General features: G+C 71.7%; 16 protein-coding genes. 8 read left to right on the plus strand and 8 right to left on the minus strand.

Translation table 11 applies throughout. The annotated features are described in order from the left end of the window. Positions 1-19 precede the first annotated feature (19 nt). The 3 genes from B7C62_07035 to B7C62_07045 are packed head-to-tail and all read right to left on the minus strand — an operon-like array spanning position 20 to position 3,089. Entirely contained in the window at positions 20-616 is a 597-nt protein-coding gene (locus B7C62_07035; GenBank protein ARF72049.1) for an imidazoleglycerol-phosphate dehydratase, read from the minus strand. Next, positions 613-1,770: a histidinol-phosphate transaminase gene (locus tag B7C62_07040; protein ARF72050.1), complete on the minus strand. Its 1,158-nt coding sequence runs from the start codon at positions 1,768-1,770 to the stop codon at positions 613-615. Before B7C62_07040 ends, B7C62_07035 begins: the two co-directional genes overlap by 4 nt. After that, the gene (locus tag B7C62_07045; protein ID ARF72051.1) at positions 1,767-3,089 is read right to left on the minus strand and encodes a histidinol dehydrogenase; all 1,323 of its coding nucleotides are present in this window, start codon (positions 3,087-3,089) and stop codon (positions 1,767-1,769) included. Before B7C62_07045 ends, B7C62_07040 begins: the two co-directional genes overlap by 4 nt. A gap of 196 nt (positions 3,090-3,285) precedes the next feature. Between B7C62_07045 and B7C62_07050 the strand changes: the two genes are divergently transcribed. The 4 genes from B7C62_07050 (at position 3,286) to B7C62_07065 (ending at position 7,430) form a co-directional block, all read left to right on the plus strand. Further along, positions 3,286-4,887 (plus strand): oxidoreductase, encoded by a 1,602-nt coding sequence (locus tag B7C62_07050; GenBank protein ID ARF72052.1) that lies wholly within the window; start codon positions 3,286-3,288, stop codon positions 4,885-4,887. Between the two features lie 221 nt (positions 4,888-5,108). Then, on the plus strand, positions 5,109-6,149 hold the full coding sequence (locus B7C62_07055) for a hypothetical protein (GenBank protein ARF72053.1): 1,041 nt from the start codon (positions 5,109-5,111) through the stop codon (positions 6,147-6,149). 5 nt (positions 6,150-6,154) lie between these two features. Further along, positions 6,155-6,919, plus strand: coding sequence for an ATP-dependent protease (locus B7C62_07060; GenBank protein ARF72054.1), 765 nt, complete (start codon positions 6,155-6,157; stop codon positions 6,917-6,919). A gap of 13 nt (positions 6,920-6,932) precedes the next feature. Continuing rightward, positions 6,933-7,430 carry an aminoacyl-tRNA deacylase gene (locus B7C62_07065; GenBank protein ID ARF72055.1) on the plus strand — a complete coding sequence of 166 codons (498 nt, stop codon included), beginning with the start codon at positions 6,933-6,935 and terminating at the stop codon, positions 7,428-7,430. Between the two features lie 212 nt (positions 7,431-7,642). Here the strand turns inward: B7C62_07065 and B7C62_07070 are convergent, their stop codons facing one another. From B7C62_07070 to B7C62_07085, 4 genes are all read right to left on the minus strand, one after another. After that, positions 7,643-8,413: an ABC transporter permease gene (locus B7C62_07070; protein ARF72056.1), complete on the minus strand. Its 771-nt coding sequence runs from the start codon at positions 8,411-8,413 to the stop codon at positions 7,643-7,645. 79 nt (positions 8,414-8,492) lie between these two features. Continuing rightward, positions 8,493-9,338 (minus strand): transporter, encoded by an 846-nt coding sequence (locus B7C62_07075; GenBank protein ARF72057.1) that lies wholly within the window; start codon positions 9,336-9,338, stop codon positions 8,493-8,495. 169 nt (positions 9,339-9,507) lie between these two features. After that, the gene (locus tag B7C62_07080) at positions 9,508-10,491 is read right to left on the minus strand and encodes an export ABC transporter ATP-binding protein (protein ARF77025.1); all 984 of its coding nucleotides are present in this window, start codon (positions 10,489-10,491) and stop codon (positions 9,508-9,510) included. 154 nt (positions 10,492-10,645) lie between these two features. Then, entirely contained in the window at positions 10,646-11,914 is a 1,269-nt protein-coding gene (locus tag B7C62_07085; protein ARF77026.1) for an NYN domain-containing protein, read from the minus strand. A gap of 300 nt (positions 11,915-12,214) precedes the next feature. On the opposite strand from B7C62_07085, the gene B7C62_07090 reads away from it, so the two are divergent. Then, complete coding sequence (locus B7C62_07090) at positions 12,215-12,394, plus strand: hypothetical protein (protein ID ARF72058.1); 180 nt, start codon at positions 12,215-12,217, stop codon at positions 12,392-12,394. Positions 12,395-12,520: 126 nt separating this feature from the next. Here B7C62_07090 and B7C62_07095 read toward each other — a convergent pair whose 3' ends face one another. Then, complete coding sequence (locus B7C62_07095; GenBank protein ID ARF72059.1) at positions 12,521-16,060, minus strand: DNA polymerase III subunit alpha; 3,540 nt, start codon at positions 16,058-16,060, stop codon at positions 12,521-12,523. Positions 16,061-16,274: 214 nt separating this feature from the next. On the opposite strand from B7C62_07095, the gene B7C62_07100 reads away from it, so the two are divergent. The 3 genes from B7C62_07100 (at position 16,275) to B7C62_07110 (ending at position 19,269) form a co-directional block, all read left to right on the plus strand. Then, a complete protein-coding gene (locus B7C62_07100; protein ARF77027.1) occupies positions 16,275-17,600 on the plus strand; it encodes a hypothetical protein in 1,326 nt (441 codons plus the stop codon). Positions 17,601-17,693: 93 nt separating this feature from the next. Then, positions 17,694-18,389 carry a hypothetical protein gene (locus B7C62_07105; protein ID ARF72060.1) on the plus strand — a complete coding sequence of 232 codons (696 nt, stop codon included), beginning with the start codon at positions 17,694-17,696 and terminating at the stop codon, positions 18,387-18,389. 64 nt (positions 18,390-18,453) lie between these two features. Then, positions 18,454-19,269 (plus strand): disulfide bond formation protein DsbA, encoded by an 816-nt coding sequence (locus B7C62_07110; GenBank protein ARF72061.1) that lies wholly within the window; start codon positions 18,454-18,456, stop codon positions 19,267-19,269. Positions 19,270-19,294: the final 25 nt, after the last annotated feature.

The raw sequence follows: 19,294 nt of genomic DNA on the forward strand, positions 1-19,294 counted from the left end.
AGGATGGTGTTGAGGCCGGTCACAGGGCGCCCTTCGTGGAGGGCAGGATGCCGGCGGCGCGCGGGTCGTGCTCGGAGGCGTACCGCAGGGCGCGGGCGAGCGCCTTGAACTGGCACTCCACGATGTGGTGGGCGTTGCGCCCGTACGGGACGTGGATGTGCAGGGCGATCTGGGCCTGGGCGACGAAGGACTCGAAGATGTGGCGGGTCATCGTCGTGTCGTACGTGCCGATCATCGGGGCCATGTTCTCCGGCTCGGTGTGTACCAGATAGGGGCGGCCGGAGAGGTCGACGGTGACCTGGGCGAGCGACTCGTCCAGGGGCACGGTGCAGTTGCCGAAGCGGTAGATGCCGACCTTGTCGCCGAGGGCCTGCTTGAAGGCGGCGCCGAGCGCGAGGGCGGTGTCCTCGATGGTGTGGTGGGTGTCGATGTGCAGGTCGCCCTCGGTCTTGACCGTGAGGTCGAAGAGGCCGTGGCGGCCGAGCTGGTCGAGCATGTGGTCGTAGAAGCCGACCCCGGTGGCGACATCGACCTTTCCGCTGCCGTCGAGGTTGATCTCGACCAGCACGGATGTTTCCTTGGTGGTGCGTTCCACGCGGCCTACGCGGGGGCTCATGCGTCGTGCTCCTTCTTGAGTTCGCGTACCGCATCGAGGAACGCGTCGTTCTCGGCCGGGGTTCCTGCGGTGACCCGCAGCCATCCCGGTACGCCGTTGTCCCGGACCAGGACGCCCCGGTCGAGGATCTGCTGCCAGGCGGTGTGGCTGTCGTCGAAGCGGCCGAACTGGACGAAGTTGGCGTCCGACTCGGTGACCTCGTAGCCGATGGCGCGCAGCTCGGCCACCAGCCGGTCGCGCTCGCTCTTGAGCTGCGCGACGTACCCCAGCAGCGTATCGGTGTGCTCCAGGGCGGCGAGCGCGGTGGCCTGGGTGATCGAGGAGAGGTGGTACGGCAGCCGCACCAGCTGGACCGCGTCGACCACGGCCGGGTCGGCGGCGAGGTAGCCCAGGCGCAGCCCGGCCGCGCCGAACGCCTTGGACATGGTCCGCGAGACGATCAGGTTACGGCGGCCCGCGATGAGCGGGAGCAGCGAGGGGTGGTGGCTGAACTCGCCGTACGCCTCGTCCACGACGACGATCGAAGGACCGGCGGCCTGGGCGGCGTCGTAGAGGGCGAGGACGGTGTCGGCGTCGACGGCGGTGCCGGTGGGGTTGTTGGGCGAGGTGATGAAGACGACCTCGGGGCGGTGCTCGGCGATGGCGGCGCGGGCGGCCGCCACGTCGATGGTGAAGTCCTCGCCTCGCGGGCCGGAGATCCAGCCGGTGCCGGTGCCGCGCGAGATGAGGGCGTGCATCGAGTACGAGGGTTCGAAGCCGATCGCGGTGCGGCCGGGCCCGCCGAAGGTCTGGAGCAGCTGCTGAAGGACCTCGTTGGAGCCGTTGGCCGCCCATACGTGGGCTGCCGTGACCTCGTGCCCGGCGGTGCGGGTGAGGTAGCGGGCCAGCTCGGTGCGGAGCTCGACGGCGTCCCGGTCGGGGTAGCGGTTGAGGTCGCGGGCGGCCTCGCGGACCCGCTCCGCGATGCGGTCGACCAGGGCGTCGGGGAGCGGATACGGGTTCTCGTTGGTGTTGAGGCGTACGGGGACGTCGAGTTGCGGCGCTCCGTACGGGGACTGGCCGCGCAGCTCGTCGCGGATGGGGAGCTCGTCCCAGGGGTTGCGGGGCTCGTTCCCGGCCTCGGCGTTACGAGGGGTGGTGCTGCCGTTCGTCACTGCTGGGGGACCTTCCATCCGAACCTTGCCTTGAGCGCGGCGCCGTGGGCGGGGAGGTCCTCCGCCTCGGCGAGGGTCACGACATGGTGGGTGACCTCCGCGAGGGCGTCGCGGCTGTAGTCGACGATGTGGATGCCGCGCAGGAAGGACTGCACGGAGAGGCCCGAGGAGTGGCAGGCGCAGCCGCCGGTGGGCAGGACGTGGTTGGAGCCCGCGCAGTAGTCGCCCAGCGAGACGGGTGCCCAGGGGCCGACGAAGATCGCTCCGGCGTTGCGGACCCGGTCGGCGACGGCGGCGGCGTCGGCGGTCTGGATCTCCAGGTGCTCGGCCCCGTAGGCGTCGACGACCTTGAGGCCGTCCTCGACGGAGGAGACCAGGACGATCGCGGACTGGCGCCCGGCGAGCGCGGGCTCGATGCGGTCGGTGACGTGCTTGGTGGCGGCGACCTGGGGGATCAGCTCCGCCTCGGTGGCGGCGGCCAGCTCCTCGGAGTCGGTGACCAGGACGGCGGCGGCCATCGGGTCGTGCTCGGCCTGGCTGATCAGGTCGGCGGCGACGTGCACCGGGTCGGCGGTGTGGTCGGCGAGGATCGCGATCTCGGTGGGCCCGGCCTCGGCGTCGATGCCGATGCGGCCCTTGAGGAGGCGCTTGGCGGCGGCGACGTAGATGTTGCCGGGGCCGGTGACCAGGTTGACCGGGGCGCAGTCCTCGGTGCCGTACGCGAACATCGCGACGGCCTGGGCGCCGCCCGCCGCGTACACCTCGTCCACGCCGAGCAGGGCGCAGGCGGCGAGGATCGTGGGGTGCGGGAGGCCGTCGAACTCCTTCTGCGGCGGGGAGGCCACGGCGATGCCCTCGACGCCCGCCTCCTGGGCCGGGACGACGTTCATCACGACGGAGGAGGGGTAGACCGAGCGGCCGCCGGGGACGTAGAGCCCGACGCGCTCGACGGGGACCCACTTCTCGGTGACGGTGCCGCCGGGGACGACCTGGGTGGTGTGCGGGGTGCGGCGCTGCTCGCGGTGGACGAGGCGGGCGCGGCGGATCGACTCCTCCAGCGCGGCGCGGACGGCCGGGTCCAGCTCCGCCAGGGCCTTCGTCAGCGCCTCGGCGGGCACCCGGACCGACGAGATCCGGACACCGTCGAACTTCTCCCCCCACTCGATCACTGCCGCGGAGCCACGATGGCGTACGTCCTCGCAGATGGGCCGCACCGTCTCCAGGGCGGCTTCCACGTCGAACTCGGCACGGGGCAGCAGGTCGCGCAGGGCCGCACCCTCGGGGAGGGTGTCGCCGCGCAGATCGATTCGAGAGATCACACCGCAATTCTCGCAGACCGCTCCGGACGCCCGGTCGCCCGTATCACTGGCTGATACATGGGTCGCGCGCATCAGTGGCTGCTACGTGTCTCGGCCAACTCGGGCCGCACCTGTTGTCACTGCTGACCGATAGCTTTCACGCCGTCACGCAGAGGGAAAGACACGACTACAGCATGTGTGCACGGAGGGAGCGGCCGTGACCGAGCCGCACGAAGGCGATATCCCGGACGGCCTCAGCGCGGCGGAGCTGGGCATGTGGCAGTCCTTCCGCAACGGGACCACCTACGACTTACGGACCTACGACCCCACCCGCAACGATCCGTTCGCCCCGCATGTGTGGGGGCCCGAGCGCAGTGTCGGGGCGCGCACGGTGGCGCGGCTGCTGCTGAGCGGGCCGCCCGCGAGACCCGGCCGGGTGGCGGCGCTCAAGCTCCGGGGGGTGCGGATCACCGGGAAGCTGGACCTGGCGGGCGGCCGGGTCTCGCCGTACGTGGAGCTGACCGGGTGCCGCTTCGAGCAGGAGGTGGTGCTGCCGGAGTGCCACTTCACGACGTTACGGATGGTGGGCTGTCTGCTGCCCCGGCTGGAGGCGGCCCGGCTGCACACGGAGGGCGATCTGCATCTGCCGCGCTGCCGGATCGACCGGGGCATCCGGCTCACCGACGCGCAGATCGGCACGGATCTGCTGATCAACCAGCTCAGTGTGGGGCCCGACCGGCACGGCCGGGCGTTCGTCGGGGACGGTATGGCGGTCGCCCAGGACCTCCAGGCCGAGATGATCGAGACGCACGGGGAGCTGAGCCTGCGCGGGGCGAAGGTGGGCGGTTCGCTGAGTCTGCGCGGCAGCCACTTGCGGGCGGCGGAGGACCGGCGGGCGCTGAACGCGCCGCAGCTGACGGTGGAGCGCACGCTCTACATGTCCGAGGCGTGGGTGAGCGTCGAGACGGGGAACCAGGGCACGACTCCCCCGTACGGCGTGGTCTACGCCCCGACCCCGGCGCGCGGGACCCGGTCGCAGATCGTGGAGTGCAAGGGCGGGGTGCGGCTGGACGACGGGCGGTTCGGGGACGCGGTGGACCTGCACAAGGCCCGGTTCACGCTGACCCGGCAGGAGGAGCTGTCGCTGCGCCGGATCGTCACGCCGGAGCTGCGGTTCAACGCGGAGCGCCCGGAGGAGGGGCGGGTCGTGCTGAACGGCGCGCGGGTGGTGACCCTGATCGACCTGTCCACCAGCTGGCCGGGGCCCGGGGGGCTGGCGATGGGCGGTTTCGTCTACGAGAACCTCGTCCCCTATGGCCATTTCCCGCTCTCGCGGCGGCTGGAGTGGGTGCTGGCGGCGACTCCGGAGTACGTCCCCGAGCCGTACGAGCGCCTCGCGACGGTGATGCGCAGCTGCGGCGAGGACGCGGACGCGCGGGAGGTGCTGCTGGCCAAGCAGCGGCGGCGCCGCGAGACGCTGCCGCCCGCCGCGAAGGCGTGGGGGTTCCTCCAGGACTGGACGGTGGCGTACGGGTACCGGCCGGGGCGGGCGCTGGTGTGGATGGCGGTGCTGTGGGCGGCGGGGACGGCGGCGTTCTCGCGGTACGACCCGGCGCCGATCAAGGACGACGAGTCGCCGCTGTGGAACCCGGCGCTCTATGCGCTGGACCTCCTCATCCCGGTGATCAACCTCGGCCAGGACGGATATTGGCGGATGGAGGGCGGCTGGCAGTGGGCGGCGGCCTGTCTGGTGCTCGTGGGGTGGATTCTGGCCACGACGGTGGCCGCCGGAGCCTCCCGGCTGCTGCGCAGGGGGTGACGGAAAGGGCAGCTGGAACCAGGTGAGGGGACCCCGGACCGGCGGGTCCGGGGTCGCCCCGGGGCGGGTACGGCACCGGCAGCACCCCACCCGCAGAGTCGCTTTCAAGCCACCGGCGGACATTTCCTTTGCCCGTTCTTGACCCGCCCCTGTACAACCCATTCACTCGGCACAGAAGCTTCACAGCGCACCCCTGGCGCCGCCCTCACCAGCGCTTTTCAATGGTCTGCACCATGGCCTTCCTTCGTGCTCTGCTCAGCACCGCGCGCATGATCCGGCACAGCCCCCCGCTGTCCGCCGGACTGCCCGCGGACGACGCCGTGCTGCTCGACGCCCCCGACGAGCGGCTCTCCCCGGCGCTGGTGGCCGCTGCCCTGGGCGACCACGGACCGGCCGCCGGACTGCTCGCCGCCACCCGGTCGGACGCCGACTGGGAGATGCGCGACCGCTATCTCGGCCGGCTCGTCACCTTCGCCCGCCACCGGGACGGCTGGCTCACCGACTGGCTGGCCGCCGCCCCGCGCGACCCCGACGCCCTGCTGGTCAAGGCGGAGCTCGCGGTCCGGCGGGCCTGGGAGTCGCCCGCCCGCGCGGAGCGGCTCCACGAGGTGGGCCCGATGATCACCGCGGCCGCCGAGGCCGACCCGCGCGACCCGGTGCCGTGGCGCCTGGCCCTGGACCACGCCCGGGGCACCCACGCCACGCACACGGCCTTCGAATCGCTGTGGGAGCAGGCGGTACGGCGCTCCGCGCACCACTACGGCTGCCATGTGGCGGCCCTGCGCTACCTCTCCGCCGCCTGGTACGGCTCGCACCGCGAGTGCTTCGACTTCGCCGAGCGGGCCGCCGAGGACGCCGTGCCCGACTCCCTGGTGCAGGCCCTCCCGGTCCGGGCGGCCTTCGCTCTGCTCCTGGACACCCAGGCGGCGGGCCGGACCACCTCCGTACTGGAGGAGCGGATCGACGCGGCGGCCGACGCGGCCATCCGGCTGTCGGCCGCGCACCGGCCCGGCGACCCGTGGCCCGCCGAGGTCCGCAACCTCCTCGCGTACGTGCTCCTCGCCCGGGGCCGCTGGGCCGAGGCGCTGGACCAGTTCACGCTGATCGGGCGGCACGCGACCTCGTTCCCGTGGTCCTCGCTCTCCGACGACGCGCTGGGCCGGTTCCTCGACGCCCGGGACGGCGCGCGGCTCCAGGTGGCCTCCATGACCCCCTTGCGCAACCGGGCCGACCGCGGCCGTCCGCGCGGCCATTACGCTTGAGCGTTGTGACCACCGCCCGTCTTCCCCTGTTCCCGCTCAACGTGGTGCTGTTCCCCGGCCTCGTGCTGCCGCTCAACGTCTTCGAGGAGCGGTATCGCGCCATGATGCGGGAGCTGCTCAAGAGCGACGAGGACGAGCCCCGCCGCTTCGTCGTGGTCGCGATCCGCGACGGCCGCGAGACCGCGGTGACGGGCACCGGCATGCCGGACCCCGTCGCCTCCGCGCCCCCGGCCGAACGCGCCCCCGCCGAGGGCTTCGGCCCCGACCCGATCCAGACCTTCCACCGCGTCGGCTGCGTGGCCGACGCGGCGACCATCCGCGAGCGCCCGGACGGCAGCTTCGAGGTCCTGGCCACCGGCACCACCCGGGTCAGGCTGCTCTCCGTCGACGCGAGCGGCCCGTATCTGAGCGCCGAGGTCGAGGAGGTGACCGAGGAGCCCCCGGCCGAGGACGAGGCGGACGAGGCCGGAGCCCTGGCCGAAGGCGTCCTGCGGGCCTTCCGCGCCTACCAGAAGCGGCTGGCCGGGGCGAACGAACGCTCCCTCGCCACCAGCTCCGAGCTCCCCGACGACCCCTCCGTCATCTCCTACCTGGTCGCGGCGGCCACGGTCCTGGACACCCCCACCAAACAGCGCCTGCTCCAGGCCCCGGACACCGCGACCCGCCTGCGCGAGGAGCTGACGCTGCTGCGCCGGGAGACGGCGGTCATCCGCCACCTGCCCTCGCTCCCCGCCCCCGACCTGACCCGCGCCCCCACCCACCCCAACTGAACGAGGCCCTCCGGTGGCGAAGAAGCCGAAGAAGCAGTCGGGCGGCACCCCCGCCACGGTCGCCCTGACCGCGGCGGGCACCGCCTTCACCGTCCACGCCTACGAGCACGACCCGGCCTCCCCCTCCTACGGCGAGGAGGCCGCCGAGGCCCTGGGCGTCTCCCCCGACCGGGTCTTCAAGACTCTGGTCGCGGACGTGGACGGCGAACTGACGGTCGCGGTCGTCCCGGTGGCCGGCTCCCTGGACCTCAAGGCCCTGGCGGCGGCGGTGGGCGGCAAACGCGCCACGATGGCGGACCCGGCAGCCGCGGAACGCACCACGGGCTACGTACGCGGCGGCATCTCCCCCCTGGGCCAGCGCAAACGCCTGCGTACGGTGCTGGACGCGTCGGCCCGGTCGCACGCGACGGTGTGCGTGTCGGCGGGGCGAAGGGGCCTGGAGGTGGAGCTGTCGGCGGAGGACCTGGCGGAGCTGACGGGGGCGGTGTTCGCGGAGATCGGCCGGGTCTGAAGGATCTCCTCAAGCGCCGGAGGGGCTGGATTTTCCAGCCCCTGCGGCTTCCCTTCCAGCCCCTGCGGCTTCTCTTTCAGCCCCTTCGCCTTCTCTTTCAGCCCCTCCGGCGTTTGAGGAGCGGGGTCCGGGGCGGAGCCCCGGTTTCGGGAAGGGGCGGGTAGGGGAACAAGCCCGCCGCAGGCGCCGCACCCGCACCGCCGGACCACCCGCTAGGACGCCCCCGACCCCCCACCCACCACAGGCGGCTTCGGCGGCACACCGGCCCCAGGAGCCCCGGACCCAGGAGCCCCAGGCCCCCCGGGCGCCCCCTCCCCCGGCCCCCCGTAATACGCGGACCACCCCGCCCCACCCCACTCCGGCTCGGGGTCCCGAGGCCCGAACACCCCGGTCAACGCCAGATGCGCGGCCATCGCCACGATCGACCACACGAGTACGGCCACCGCCGCCGCGTGCAGTTCCAGCGGCGCGTCGAACGCCACCCCCTTGCCGACCTCCCGGGCCCGGGACACCACGTCGGAGGACGGCCCCAGCCAGACCCCGACCCGCCAGGCCACCAGCGAGCCGAGCACCCCGCCCAGCGCGAGCCCCAGCACCACGTAGACGCCACCGCGCCGCAGCCGCCAGAAGACGGCCGCCGCCGACACCAGGCCGAACGCCACGGCCAGCAGGACAAACGTTCCGTCCGCCCCGATCGCCTCCTCGCCCTCGCTGTTCTCCAGGAAGACGGCGCTGCCGTCGGAGACCAGGGGCACCCGGGGCGCGAGCCACAGCCACAGCAGCCCGAGGGCGATACCGGAGAGCGTCAGCAGCGCGACGACCGCGGCGGCCTGACGGAGCTCCGTCGCCGTGTCCGGGTCGTCCGGCGAGCCGTACGCGGGCGCGAGATGGGAGCCCGAGGGCGGGGCCTGCCACGGATCGTGGGGGTTCGGCTGGTGAGGCGGCGTCAGAGGTGCGGTCACCGTGCCATCGTGCCAGGCCACCCTGTGCGGCGCCTCACCGGCCGCCGCACGCGTGAAGGGCGGGCCACCGACGTACGAACCGCCCCCGTCGAACCCGCCCCTACCGAACGGCCGCCCGCCGGTACGCCCACGTGGCCACGGCCAGCGACAGCACCCCCACCACCGCGCAGATCGCGAGGAAGAAGCCGATCATGCCCCAGTCCGGAGAGGCGTCGAAGGAGCGGGCCAGCGCCTCGACCCCGTACGTCGAGGGCAGCAGATCGCGCGCCCAGCCCACCGGCCCCGGCAGCCGGTCGGCAGGCAGGACGCCGAGGAGCAGGGCGGCGGACATGCCCAGCTGCCCCAGCAGCGTGGCCAGCTCCTGGCGCGGGGCGAGCAGCCCCAGGGCGGCCCCCAGTCCGGCCAGGGCCGCGCCGGAGAGCGGGATGACGGCGACCAGGACCCACAGATGGGTCAGCGGGAGCTGGAACAGCACGCTCCCGGCGACCGCCGTGAAGACCGTGCCGGGCACGGTGAACGAGGCGTACGCCGCCGCCGCACCCAGCACCACGGCGGCGGGCGGCACCGGCAGGGTGGCGTAGTGGTCGAGCCCGCCGCCCGCCCGCAGCTGGCCGAAGTACTGGGCGAGCAGGTTGAGCGCGACGAACGCCACGACCAGCACGCTGGAACCGGCGACCACCGCGCGGGCCTCGGCCCCGCCGTCGACGACGCCCCGCATCAGGACCATGATCCCGACGGACTGGAAGGTGGCCACGAAGAGCAGCGGGATACGGGCGACCCGCGCCCGGGAGAGCTGGGCGCGGTAGACGGCGGCCAGCGAGGGCAGCAGCCGGGCGCGCGGCGCGAGGGGGGCGGGCACGGTCCGCGCGGCGGAGCCGGGACCGGAGGGGCCGGGCAGGGGCCGGACACGCGCGGGTGCGGTCCGGGCCGGAATGATGCTCGTCACCTGAGGCCGCTCCCCTTACACCCGCCCGGCGCATGCGCCGCGCCCACCACTGCGTACCGCATCACGTCTCCGTACCGCATGACGTCCCGCGCCCGCGCGGCGTTCAGCGCCCGCGTCCCGCGTTCGTGCGACGCGGCGTTCAGCGCCCGCGTCCCGCGTCCGTGCGTCCTCACGCCTTCACCAGCCCTTTGCTCGCATTGGCCGCGTCCCCGCCGAGCGCCAGGTACACATCTTCCAGGCTGGGTGTGGCCAGGGTGAAATCGTCCAGCGCGGCGAAGGCCGCGCCGCCCGTCACCGCGGCGACCGCGGCCCGCGCCTCGTCGGGGCCGAGCCGCAGCACCCAGCGCCGCCCGGACTCCTGGGCGGACGGGCGCAGCGCGGCGACCTCCGGGACGTCCAGCGGGGCCCGCTCGCGCCACATGAGCTCGACGCGGACCTCCCCGGCGACCTTCTCCTTGAGTCCGGAGGGGGTGTCGCAGGCGATGACCCGGCCGCGCTCCAGGACGGCGACCCGGTCGAGGACGGTCTCGGCCTCGATGACGTTGTGGGTGACCAGCAGCACCGTGGCCCCGCGCTCGGCCCGGCGGCGGTCGACGGCGGCCCAGACGGCCCGCCGGGCCACCGGGTCCATTCCGGTCGTGGGCTCGTCCAGGACCAGCACGGGCCGGTCCCCGACGAGCGTGGCGGCGAAGCAGGCGAGCCTGCGCTGACCGCCGGAGAGCTTCTTCAGGGGCCGCCCGGCCAGTTCGGTGAGGCCGAGCTCCTCCAGTACGGCGTCGCGTTCGGCACGCGCCTCGCGGACGTGGAGCCCGCGCAGCCGCCCGGTGGTCTCGGCCGCCAGGGAGACGGTCAGCTCGTCCAGGGCGGTGGATTCCTGCCCGAGGTAGCCGATCAGCCGGGAGGCCCGCTCGGGGTGGCGTACGAGGTCGTGGCCGAGGACCTCGACGGAGCCGGAGTCGGGCCGCATCAGCCCGGTGAGCTGGCGCACCAGCGTGGACTTCCCGGCGCCGTTGGGGCCGAGCAGCCCGAAGATCTCGCCGCGCTCGACGTCGAGGCTGATCCCGTCGGTGGCGCGGACCTCGGGGGTGGCGGGTGCGCCTCGGCGGCCCCGGACGGCGGGGTAGGTCTTGACGAGGTCACGCACCGCGCACACGGTGCCGTTGTCGCGCTGCGCCTGTGCTGTGCCCGTACTCACGAGGTACGAGGGTACGGGGTCACATGCCCCGGTTCGCGCCCGGGGCCGCCACGCGTCGCGGAACCCCGGCACGACCTGCGGGAGGCACCCGCCCCGGTCCGCGGGAAAGGCCCTACTCCGCGGCGGGCACGTGTTCGGCCGCCGCGCGCACGTCGATCTCGCGCCAGAACCCGGCCCGGATCGCGTAGCGGTCGTGCTCGTCGATCTGGTCGTCCTTGTGGGCGAGGAGGCCGAAGCGGGCCGCGTACCGCAGGAGTTCGCCGTCGATGCGGTGCGGGATGCGGGGGTACATGGTGGAGAGCTTCTGGAGGTGGACGGTCTCCGGGAGGCGTTCCATCCAGCGCCGGGCGAAGACCTGGCCCACCTCGAAGGGGTCGCCGCCGACGGTGGTGATGTCCTCCTCCCGGTCGGCCCAGCGCTGTTCGGCGCTGGTGAGCTGGGCGAGGGTGGGCAGGGACGCGGTCTCGGCCGGTTCGCCGAGGGGGCCGCCGCGTTCGACCCAGCCCTTGTCGGAGGACCAGCGCAGGGTGGCGTTGGCCGGGGTGGCGTGCTGGGCGGCGCTGCGGTCGGGGTGGGTGGAGTGGGCGCGGAGGGCGGCGAGGTCCTTGGGGGTGGGGACGGTCTTGTGGCCGGAGGCGGGCGGGGCCTCGGAGCGGCCGGTCCCGGCGGGCTCGGCGGGGCCGTCGGGGGCGGCGGCCGCCCGGGCGGCCTGGGCCGCCGCTTCGGAGGCCCGTTCGGCGGAGGCGGCGAGGGCGGCCTCCGGGAGGGGCGCGGAGAGGATGGCGGCGATCTCGGGGCGCGGGGCGGGCGGCGGGGGGAAGTTGCCGCCGGTGTCCTTGGCGCGGACGGCCTTGGTGATCCAGGCCCGGTCGAGGACCCGCCGCTCGTCGGCCTCCGCGACCAGGTCCTCGGACTGGTTGTAGTCGCCGTCGGCGGCCTGGACGGCCCAGAGGTGGACGGCGACGCCGTGCTCCTTGGCGGACATGAGGCCGGGCAGCAGATCGCCGTCGCCGGTCACCAGGACCACATCGGAACAGGCCCGGTTCCTGGCCAGCTCGGTCAGCTCGGCGTGCATGGCGGCGTCCACGCCCTTCTGCGCCCAGCGTCCGTCGCTGCGGGTCAGGGCTCCCAGCCGTACGGTCACCCGGGGCATCACGCGGAGCCTGCGGTGCTCCGGCTGGGGCACCCGGTCGGGGGCGCCGTCGAACCAGTAGATCCGCAGCAGCGGCTGCTGGGTGTCGGCCTCGGCCCGCTCGCGCAGCCCCTGGATGAGGGCGGCGTGGTCGACGGTGATGCGGGACCGGGCGGGCTCTCCGGCCAGCAGGCTCGCGGCTGCGCCCAGCAAGTAGCCTGCGTCCACCAGGACGACGCAACGGTCCACGCGTTCCACCCTCTTCCAGGAATTCGGGAACGGTTCAGCGGCCCGCCCCTCGATGCACGGGTCCGCTTACCCAGGGTTTCCTTCGAGTCTGCCCGACCGCGCAAGGGTTGACGGCCGGAACTCGATCATCGGCGTGGCGAATCGGGAAAGAGCTGGAAAAGGTTCCGGGGCGGGCGGTGGGAAGGGGCCCACTGCGGATACCGCTACGCACGGTAATGATCCAACATGCACGGTTTGTGTGGCCATGTGAGTCTGACAACGGTCCTGGACCCCCAGGATTCCCCACAGGAGGCATACACCATGGCCAAGAACAAGAACCGCAAGCAGGGCAGCCAGCACGACCGCGCGTCCGCGTCGGAGCGCAGCGCCGAGCAGGCCAAGTCGACGGCGTACGAGTCGCAGACCCAGCCGCAGACGCAGGCCCAGGGCAGCCCGTCCGACGTGGCGCGCAAGCACCAGCGGCGCTTCGGTCACAACTGAAGCGCGCATATGACGCGCATGTCCGACGCGCGCCACTGACGCGTCGGCCGCTCGCGGTCGAGACACGAGAGGGGCGTCCCGCACGGTGCGGGACGCCCCTCTCGTCGTTTCCGTACCGCCCGGAACTCAGCCGGCCAGGCAGGCGGGCCCGAGCAGCACCTTCAGATCGCCGAAGAGGGCCGAGTCGGCCTTGACCCGGTGCCGGTCGAGCCGCAGGACGGTCGTGGTGCGGGGGCCCTGGAGCCTGATCCGTACCTCGGTGTCGCCCCGGTGGTGGCTGAGCACCTCGCCGAGCCGGGTGACCATCGGCGGGGTGATCTTCACGGTGGGGATGGTGAGGATGACGGGCGCGTTGGTCCCGGCGTTGGAGATGTCGGGGACCTGCATCTCCATGGCGACCAGCCGGGGCACGTCCTCGCGCTTGTCGAGCCGTCCCTTGACGAAGACGACGGTGTCCTCGACGAGCTGGGTGGAGACCAGCTGGTAGGTGGCGGGGAAGAACATGCACTCGATGGAGCCCGCCAGGTCCTCCACGGTGGCGATGGCCCAGGCGTTGCCCTGCTTGGTCATCTTGCGCTGGAGGCCGGAGATGATGCCGCCGACGGTGACGACCGAGCCGTCGGAGTAGTCCCCGCCGGTGAGCTGGGAGATCGAGGCGTCGGCCTTGTCGGAGAGGACGTGCTCCAGGCCGAAGAGCGGGTGGTCGGAGACGTACAGGCCGAGCATCTCCCGCTCCTGGGCGAGCAGGTAGGACTTCTCCCACTCGATGTCGGAGAACTCCACGTCGAGCCCGAAGCCCGGCTCGTCGCTCTCCTCCTCGCCCATGCCGCCGAAGAGGTCGAACTGGCCCTCGGCCTCCTTGCGCTTGACCTGGACCACGTTGTCGATCATCGGTTCGTGGTGGGCGACGAGCCCCTTGCGGGTGTGGCCCATCTCGTCGAAGGCACCGGCCTTGATCAGCGATTCGACGGTGCGCTTGTTGCAGACGATCGCCTCGACCTTGTCGAGGAAGTCGGGGAAGGAGCTGTACTTCCCCTTGGCCTTGCGGGAGCGGATGATCGAGTCCACGACGTTCTGGCCGACGTTGCGGATGGCGGTCAGGCCGAACAGGATCACGTCGTCGCCCTGGGCCGCGAAGTTGGACAGCGACTCGTTGACGTTGGGCGGCAGCACCTTGATGCCCATGCGGCGGCACTCGTTGAGGTAGACCGCGGACTTGTCCTTGTCGTCCTTGACCGAGGTCAGCAGGGCCGCCATGTACTCGGCGGGGTAGTTCGCCTTCAGGTAGGCGGTCCAGTAGGTGACCAGGCCGTACGCCGAGGAGTGCGCCTTGTTGAACGCGTACCCGGCGAACGGCACCAGGACGTCCCAGAGCGCCTTGATCGCCTCGTCGGAGAAGCCCTTGTCGCGGGCGCCCTTCTCGAAGAGGACGAAGTTCTTCGCCAGCTCCTCGGGCTTCTTCTTGCCCATCACGCGGCGCAGGATGTCGGCCTCGCCGAGCGAGTACCCGGCGACGATCTGGGCGGCCTTCTGGACCTGCTCCTGGTAGACGATCAGGCCGTAGGTGAGGCCGAGGACCTCCTTGAGGGGCTCCTCCAGCTCCGGGTGGATCGGGGTGATCTCCTGGCGGCCGTTCTTGCGCTCCGCGTAGTTCGTGTGCGAGTTCATGCCCATCGGGCCCGGCCGGTAGAGGGCCGAGACGGCGGAGATGTCCTCGAAGTTGTCGGGCTGCATCTGGCGGAGCAGGGAGCGCATCGGCCCGCCGTCGAACTGGAAGACGCCGAGCGTGTCACCGCGGCAGAGCAGTTCGTACGTCTTGGGGTCGTCCAGCGGCAGGGAGAGCATCTCCAGGTCGATGCCCTTGTTGGACTTCACCATCTTGATGGCGTCGTCCATGATCGTCAGGTTGCGCAGGCCGAGGAAGTCCATCTTCAGCAGGCCGAGCGACTCGCACTGCGGGTAGTCCCACTGCGTGATGGTGACGCCGTCGGTGTGCCGGACCCAGACCGGGGCGTGGTCGACGATCGGCTCGCTGGACATGATGACGCCGGCGGCGTGCACGCCCATCTGCCGGACCAGGCCCTCGACGCCCCTCGCGGTGTCGATGACCTTCTTGACGTCCGGCTCGTTCTCGTACATCCCCCGGATCTCGCCCGCCTCGCTGTAGCGCGGGTGCTTGGGGTTGGTGATGCCGTCGAGGTCGATGCCCTTGCCGAGGACGTCGGCGGGCATCGCCTTGGTGAGGCGGTCGCCCATGGCGTAGGGGTAGCCCAGCACACGGGCCGAGTCCTTGATGGCGTTCTTCGCCTTGATCTTGCCGTACGTGCCGATCATGGCGACCTTGTCGGCGCCGTACTTCTCGGTCACGTACCGGATCACCTCGACGCGCCGACGCTCGTCGAAGTCGATGTCGACATCGGGCATCGAGACGCGCTCGGGGTTGAGGAACCGCTCGAAGATCAGCCCGTGCTCGATCGGGTCGAGGTCGGTGATGCCCATCGCGTACGCCACGATCGAACCGGCCGCCGAACCACGGCCGGGTCCCACCGCGATGCCGTTGTTCTTGGCCCACATGATGAAGTCGGCGACAACCAGGAAGTACCCCGGGAACCCCATCTGGATGATGATGTCCATCTCGTACTCGACCTGCTTCTGCCGGTCCTCGGGGACGCCGTTCGGGAAGCGGCGCTTCATCCCGTTGCGGACCTCCTCCTGGAACCAGGTGACCTCCGTGAAGCCGTCCGGGATGTCGAACTTCGGCATGAGGTTCTTCGCCTCGAACATGCCGGAGGTGTCGATCTGCTGGGCGACCAGGAGGGTGTTGGCGCACCCCTCCTGCCAGGCGTCGGAGGAGTCGACGGCGTACATCTCGTCCGTCGTCTTCAGGTAGTAGCCGGTGCCGTCGAAGCGGAAGCGGTCCGGGTCGGAGAGGTTCTTGCCGGTCTGGATGCAGAGCAGGGCGTCGTGGGCGGTGGCCTCGTGCGCGTACGTGTAGTGGGAGTCGTTGGTGACCAGCGGCGGGATGCCCAGCTTCTTGCCGATCTCCAGCAGCCCGTCGCGGACCCGGCGCTCGATCTCGATGCCGTGGTCCATCAGCTCCAGGAAGTACCTGCCCTCGCCGAAGATGTCCTTGTAGTCCGAGGCCGCCTGGACCGCCTCGTCGAACTGGCCGAGCCGCAGCCGGGTCTGCACCTCTCCGGAGGGGCAGCCGGTGGAGGCGATGAGCCCCTCGGACCACTGGGAGATGGTCTCCTTGTCCATCCGGGGCCACTTCTGGAGCCAGCCCTCGGCGTACGCGTCCGAGGAGAGCCGGAAGAGGTTGTGCAGCCCGGTCTTGTTCGCCGCCCAGATCGTCTTGTGGGTGTAACCACCGGAACCGGACACGTCGTCACGCTTCTGGTGCGGCTGCCCCCACTGCACCTTGCGCTTGTGCTTGCGCGACTCGGGGGCCACGTACGCCTCGATGCCGATGATCGGCGTGACCTCTGCCTTCTTCGCCGAGTGGAAGAAGTCGTAGGCCCCGTGCAGGTTGCCGTGGTCGGTCATCGCGATGTGCGTCATGCCCATCTCGTTGGCCGCCTCGAACATGTCCTTGAGCCGCGCCGCACCGTCCAGCAGCGAGTACTGGGTATGAACGTGCAGGTGCGTGAAGGGCGGCTTGGTCACGGCGTCGGGCCTCCGGGAAGTCGGGCGATGACGGACGGGGGGACAGCGTGGAAGTCTACGACGTGATGGCGCCGGACGACGGGCACTCCCGGCTTCCGCCGAGCGTTGGAGAGGGCAGGACACGTGTCCGTTTTGTCATGCACTCCATCACGCTCGCAGTCGAGCGGTCACGGGTCCGGCCAGGCACGCCAGCTACAGCGGGAGGCAGCAAGAAATGTCGGAAACGCAGACCGGCGCGGCGCGGCGCGGGGAGCAGATTCTCGCCGTTTTCGACACCGCCTTCGGAGAGCTGCTGGCCGCCGATCCGGCCGCCTTCCGGGTCAAGTTCCGCAAGATGGCGGGCTCGGCCTTCGCCTTCTACCGGGGCACGGCCTGCCTGTTCTACACCGACCTGGAGCGCGAGCAGCGCGGCGGGCCGTATCTGGACGAGCGCACCGGCCGGGTCTGGATTCACGGTGATCTCCACGCGGAGAACTTCGGCACCTACATGGACGCCAACGGCCGCCTCGTCTTCAACGTCAACGACTTCGACGAGGCGTACGTGGGCCCCTTCACCTGGGACCTGAAGCGGTTCGCCGCCTCCGTGGCGCTGATCGGGTACGCCAAGGCGCTGTCCGACGAGCAGATCACCGACCTGGTCCGGATCTTCGCCGGGGCCTACCGGGAGCGCATCCACGCGCTGGCGACGGGCGCGAAGAACGACGAGGTGCCGCCCTTCACGCTGGACACGGCTCAGGGGCCGCTGCTGGACGCGCTGCGGGCCGCCCGTTCGCTGACCCGGTTCTCGCTGCTGGACTCGATGACGGTGATCCGGGACTTCGAGCGCCGGTTCGCGGACGGCGGCGGGGCGATCGACCTGGACGCCGCCACGCGGTACAAGGTGCTGGCCGCGTTCGACGGCTATCTGGAGACGCTGCCGGAGTCGAGCCTGACCCGCCCCGACTCCTACCGGGTCAAGGACGTGGTGGGCCGCCGGGGCATCGGCATCGGATCGGCCGGGCTGCCCTCGTACAACATCCTCCTGGAGGGCAACAGCGACGCCCTGGAGAACGATGTGGTGATCTACCTCAAGCAGGCGCAGACCCCGGCGGTCTCCCGGCACATCACGGACGCCGCCGTGCGGGACTACTTCCAGCACGAGGGCCACCGCACGGTGATCTCGCAGCGGGCGCTCCAGGCGCACGCGGACCCGTGGCTGGGCTGGACCGAGCTGGACGGGGCGGGCCAGCTGGTCGCCGAGGTCTCGCCGTACGCGGTCGACCTGGACTGGTCCGAGATCGACGAGGTGGACGAGATCGCGGCGGTGGTCGCCGATCTGGGCCGGGCGACGGCCACCATGCACGCGGCGGCGGACGACGAGAGCGGCCACTCGCTGGTGCCGTTCTCCACGGAGCGGGCGATCGACGCGGCCATCGCGGCCGACGAGGAGGGGTTCGGCGAGCTGCTGGTGGACTTCGCCCACAGCTACGGCGCACGGGCCCGTGCGGACCACCAGATCTTCGTGGACCTCTTCCGCAACGGCCGCATCCCGGGCCTGTAGGCCGCACCGGGCCGTCACACCCGGTCGGGGAGCGGGCGACTCTCAGCCTCTTTTAAGGTCCGCTTACCTCACGACATGACACACTTTCCGGCGATGGACATCTCAGGTACGCAGCTCAGGGTGGCGCGCGCGGCGCTTTTCGCCGCGCTCGTCGTCACCCTGTCCACCGCGTCCCACGTCCTGCTCTCCGGGGTCCCGCTGCCGCTGACCGCGGTGGGGCTGCTCGCCGTAGCCGTCTTCGCCGTGGCCTACGCGCTGGCCGGGCGGGAGCGCGGTTTCGGTGCGATCGCGGGGCTGCTCGTCCCGCTGGAGCTGGCGGCCGACACCTTCTTCACCGCGGGCCAGCACCTCTGTTACGGGGCGGCAGGCGGGCCCATCGCGGGTCCGCTGCGCTCGGTGGGCTTCGACGTGCTGTGCGGCGGCGAGGCGGGCGCGGTGGGCACCCCGCTCGCCGGGGTGACGGGCGCGGGCGACCGCGCGGCGGCCCTGCTGGCCCAGCCCGGTCCGGCCGTGCCGTGGCTGCTGCTCACCGCCCATGTGGCCGTCGGCCTGCTCGCCGCCGCCTGGCTGCGGCGCGGGGAGGCGGCGCTGGCGGGGCTGCTGCGGGCGGCGGCGCTGGTGGCGTTCCGGCCGCTGCTCGTCGCGGTCGCGGTGGTGCGCGGTGGCCTGCGGTCCGCGGCCGGTCTCCGCCGGGCCGCCGGGCGGGCGCACCCGATCGCCCCGGCCCGTCTCCTCGTGCACTCCGTGGCCCGGAGGGGACCGCCGCTCACGGCGTACGCCTCTGCCTGAGGGCAGGGCGCCGACACCGGGCAGCACCCCTTCCACTCCCCACGTATTCACGGAGAAACGAACCATGAGCAAGCGCAACACCCAGGAGAACAAGGCAGCGGCCCGTGAGCGGCTGCGCGCCGAGCGCGAGCGCCAGGCCAAGAAGGACCGGACGCGCAAGCAGGTCGTCGTCGGGGTCTCGGTCGTCGCCGCCCTCGCCGTCGTCGGCGGGATCAGCTACGGCGTGATGCAGCTGAACAAGCCCAGCGCCTGGGAGGCCGCCGCCGACGCGAAGAACGTCAGCGTCCCGAAGAACGCCTCGGGCGAGAACGGCACCACCGTGGTGATCGGCAAGTCCGACGCCAAGAAGACCCTGGAGCTGTACGAGGACTCGCGCTGCCCGGTCTGCGCCACCTTCGAGCAGGGCGTCGGCGAGACGCTCGCGAAGGACGTCGAGGACGGGAAGTACAAGGTCCAGTACGTCGGCGCGACCTTCATCGACAACATCGACAACGGTGAGGGCTCCAAGAACGCCCTGAGCGCGCTCGGCGCGGCGCTGAACGTGAGCCCCGAGGCGTTCATGGACTACAAGGCCGCGCTGTACTCCGCAAAGTTCCACCCCGAGGAGCGCGACGACAAGTTCGCCAAGGACAGCTATCTGATCGAGATCGCGGACTCGGTGGACGCCCTGAAGGGCAACAAGGACTTCCGGAAGGACGTCGAGGACGGTACGTACGACGCCTGGGCGATGAAGATGTCCGCGGCGTTCGGCAAGAGCGATGTGCAGGGCACGCCGACGCTGAAGATGGACGGCAAGAAGGTCACGGTCGAGGGCACCGACAACGCCCCGATGACGGCGGCCGACTTCAGGGCGGCGGTCGACAAGGCGCTGAAGGCGTAACGGCTCCGGCTCCCGGCCTCCGGGC

The organism is Kitasatospora albolonga, assembly GCA_002082585.1.
GTDB classification, from domain to species: Bacteria; Actinomycetota; Actinomycetes; order Streptomycetales; family Streptomycetaceae; genus Streptomyces; species Streptomyces stephensoniae.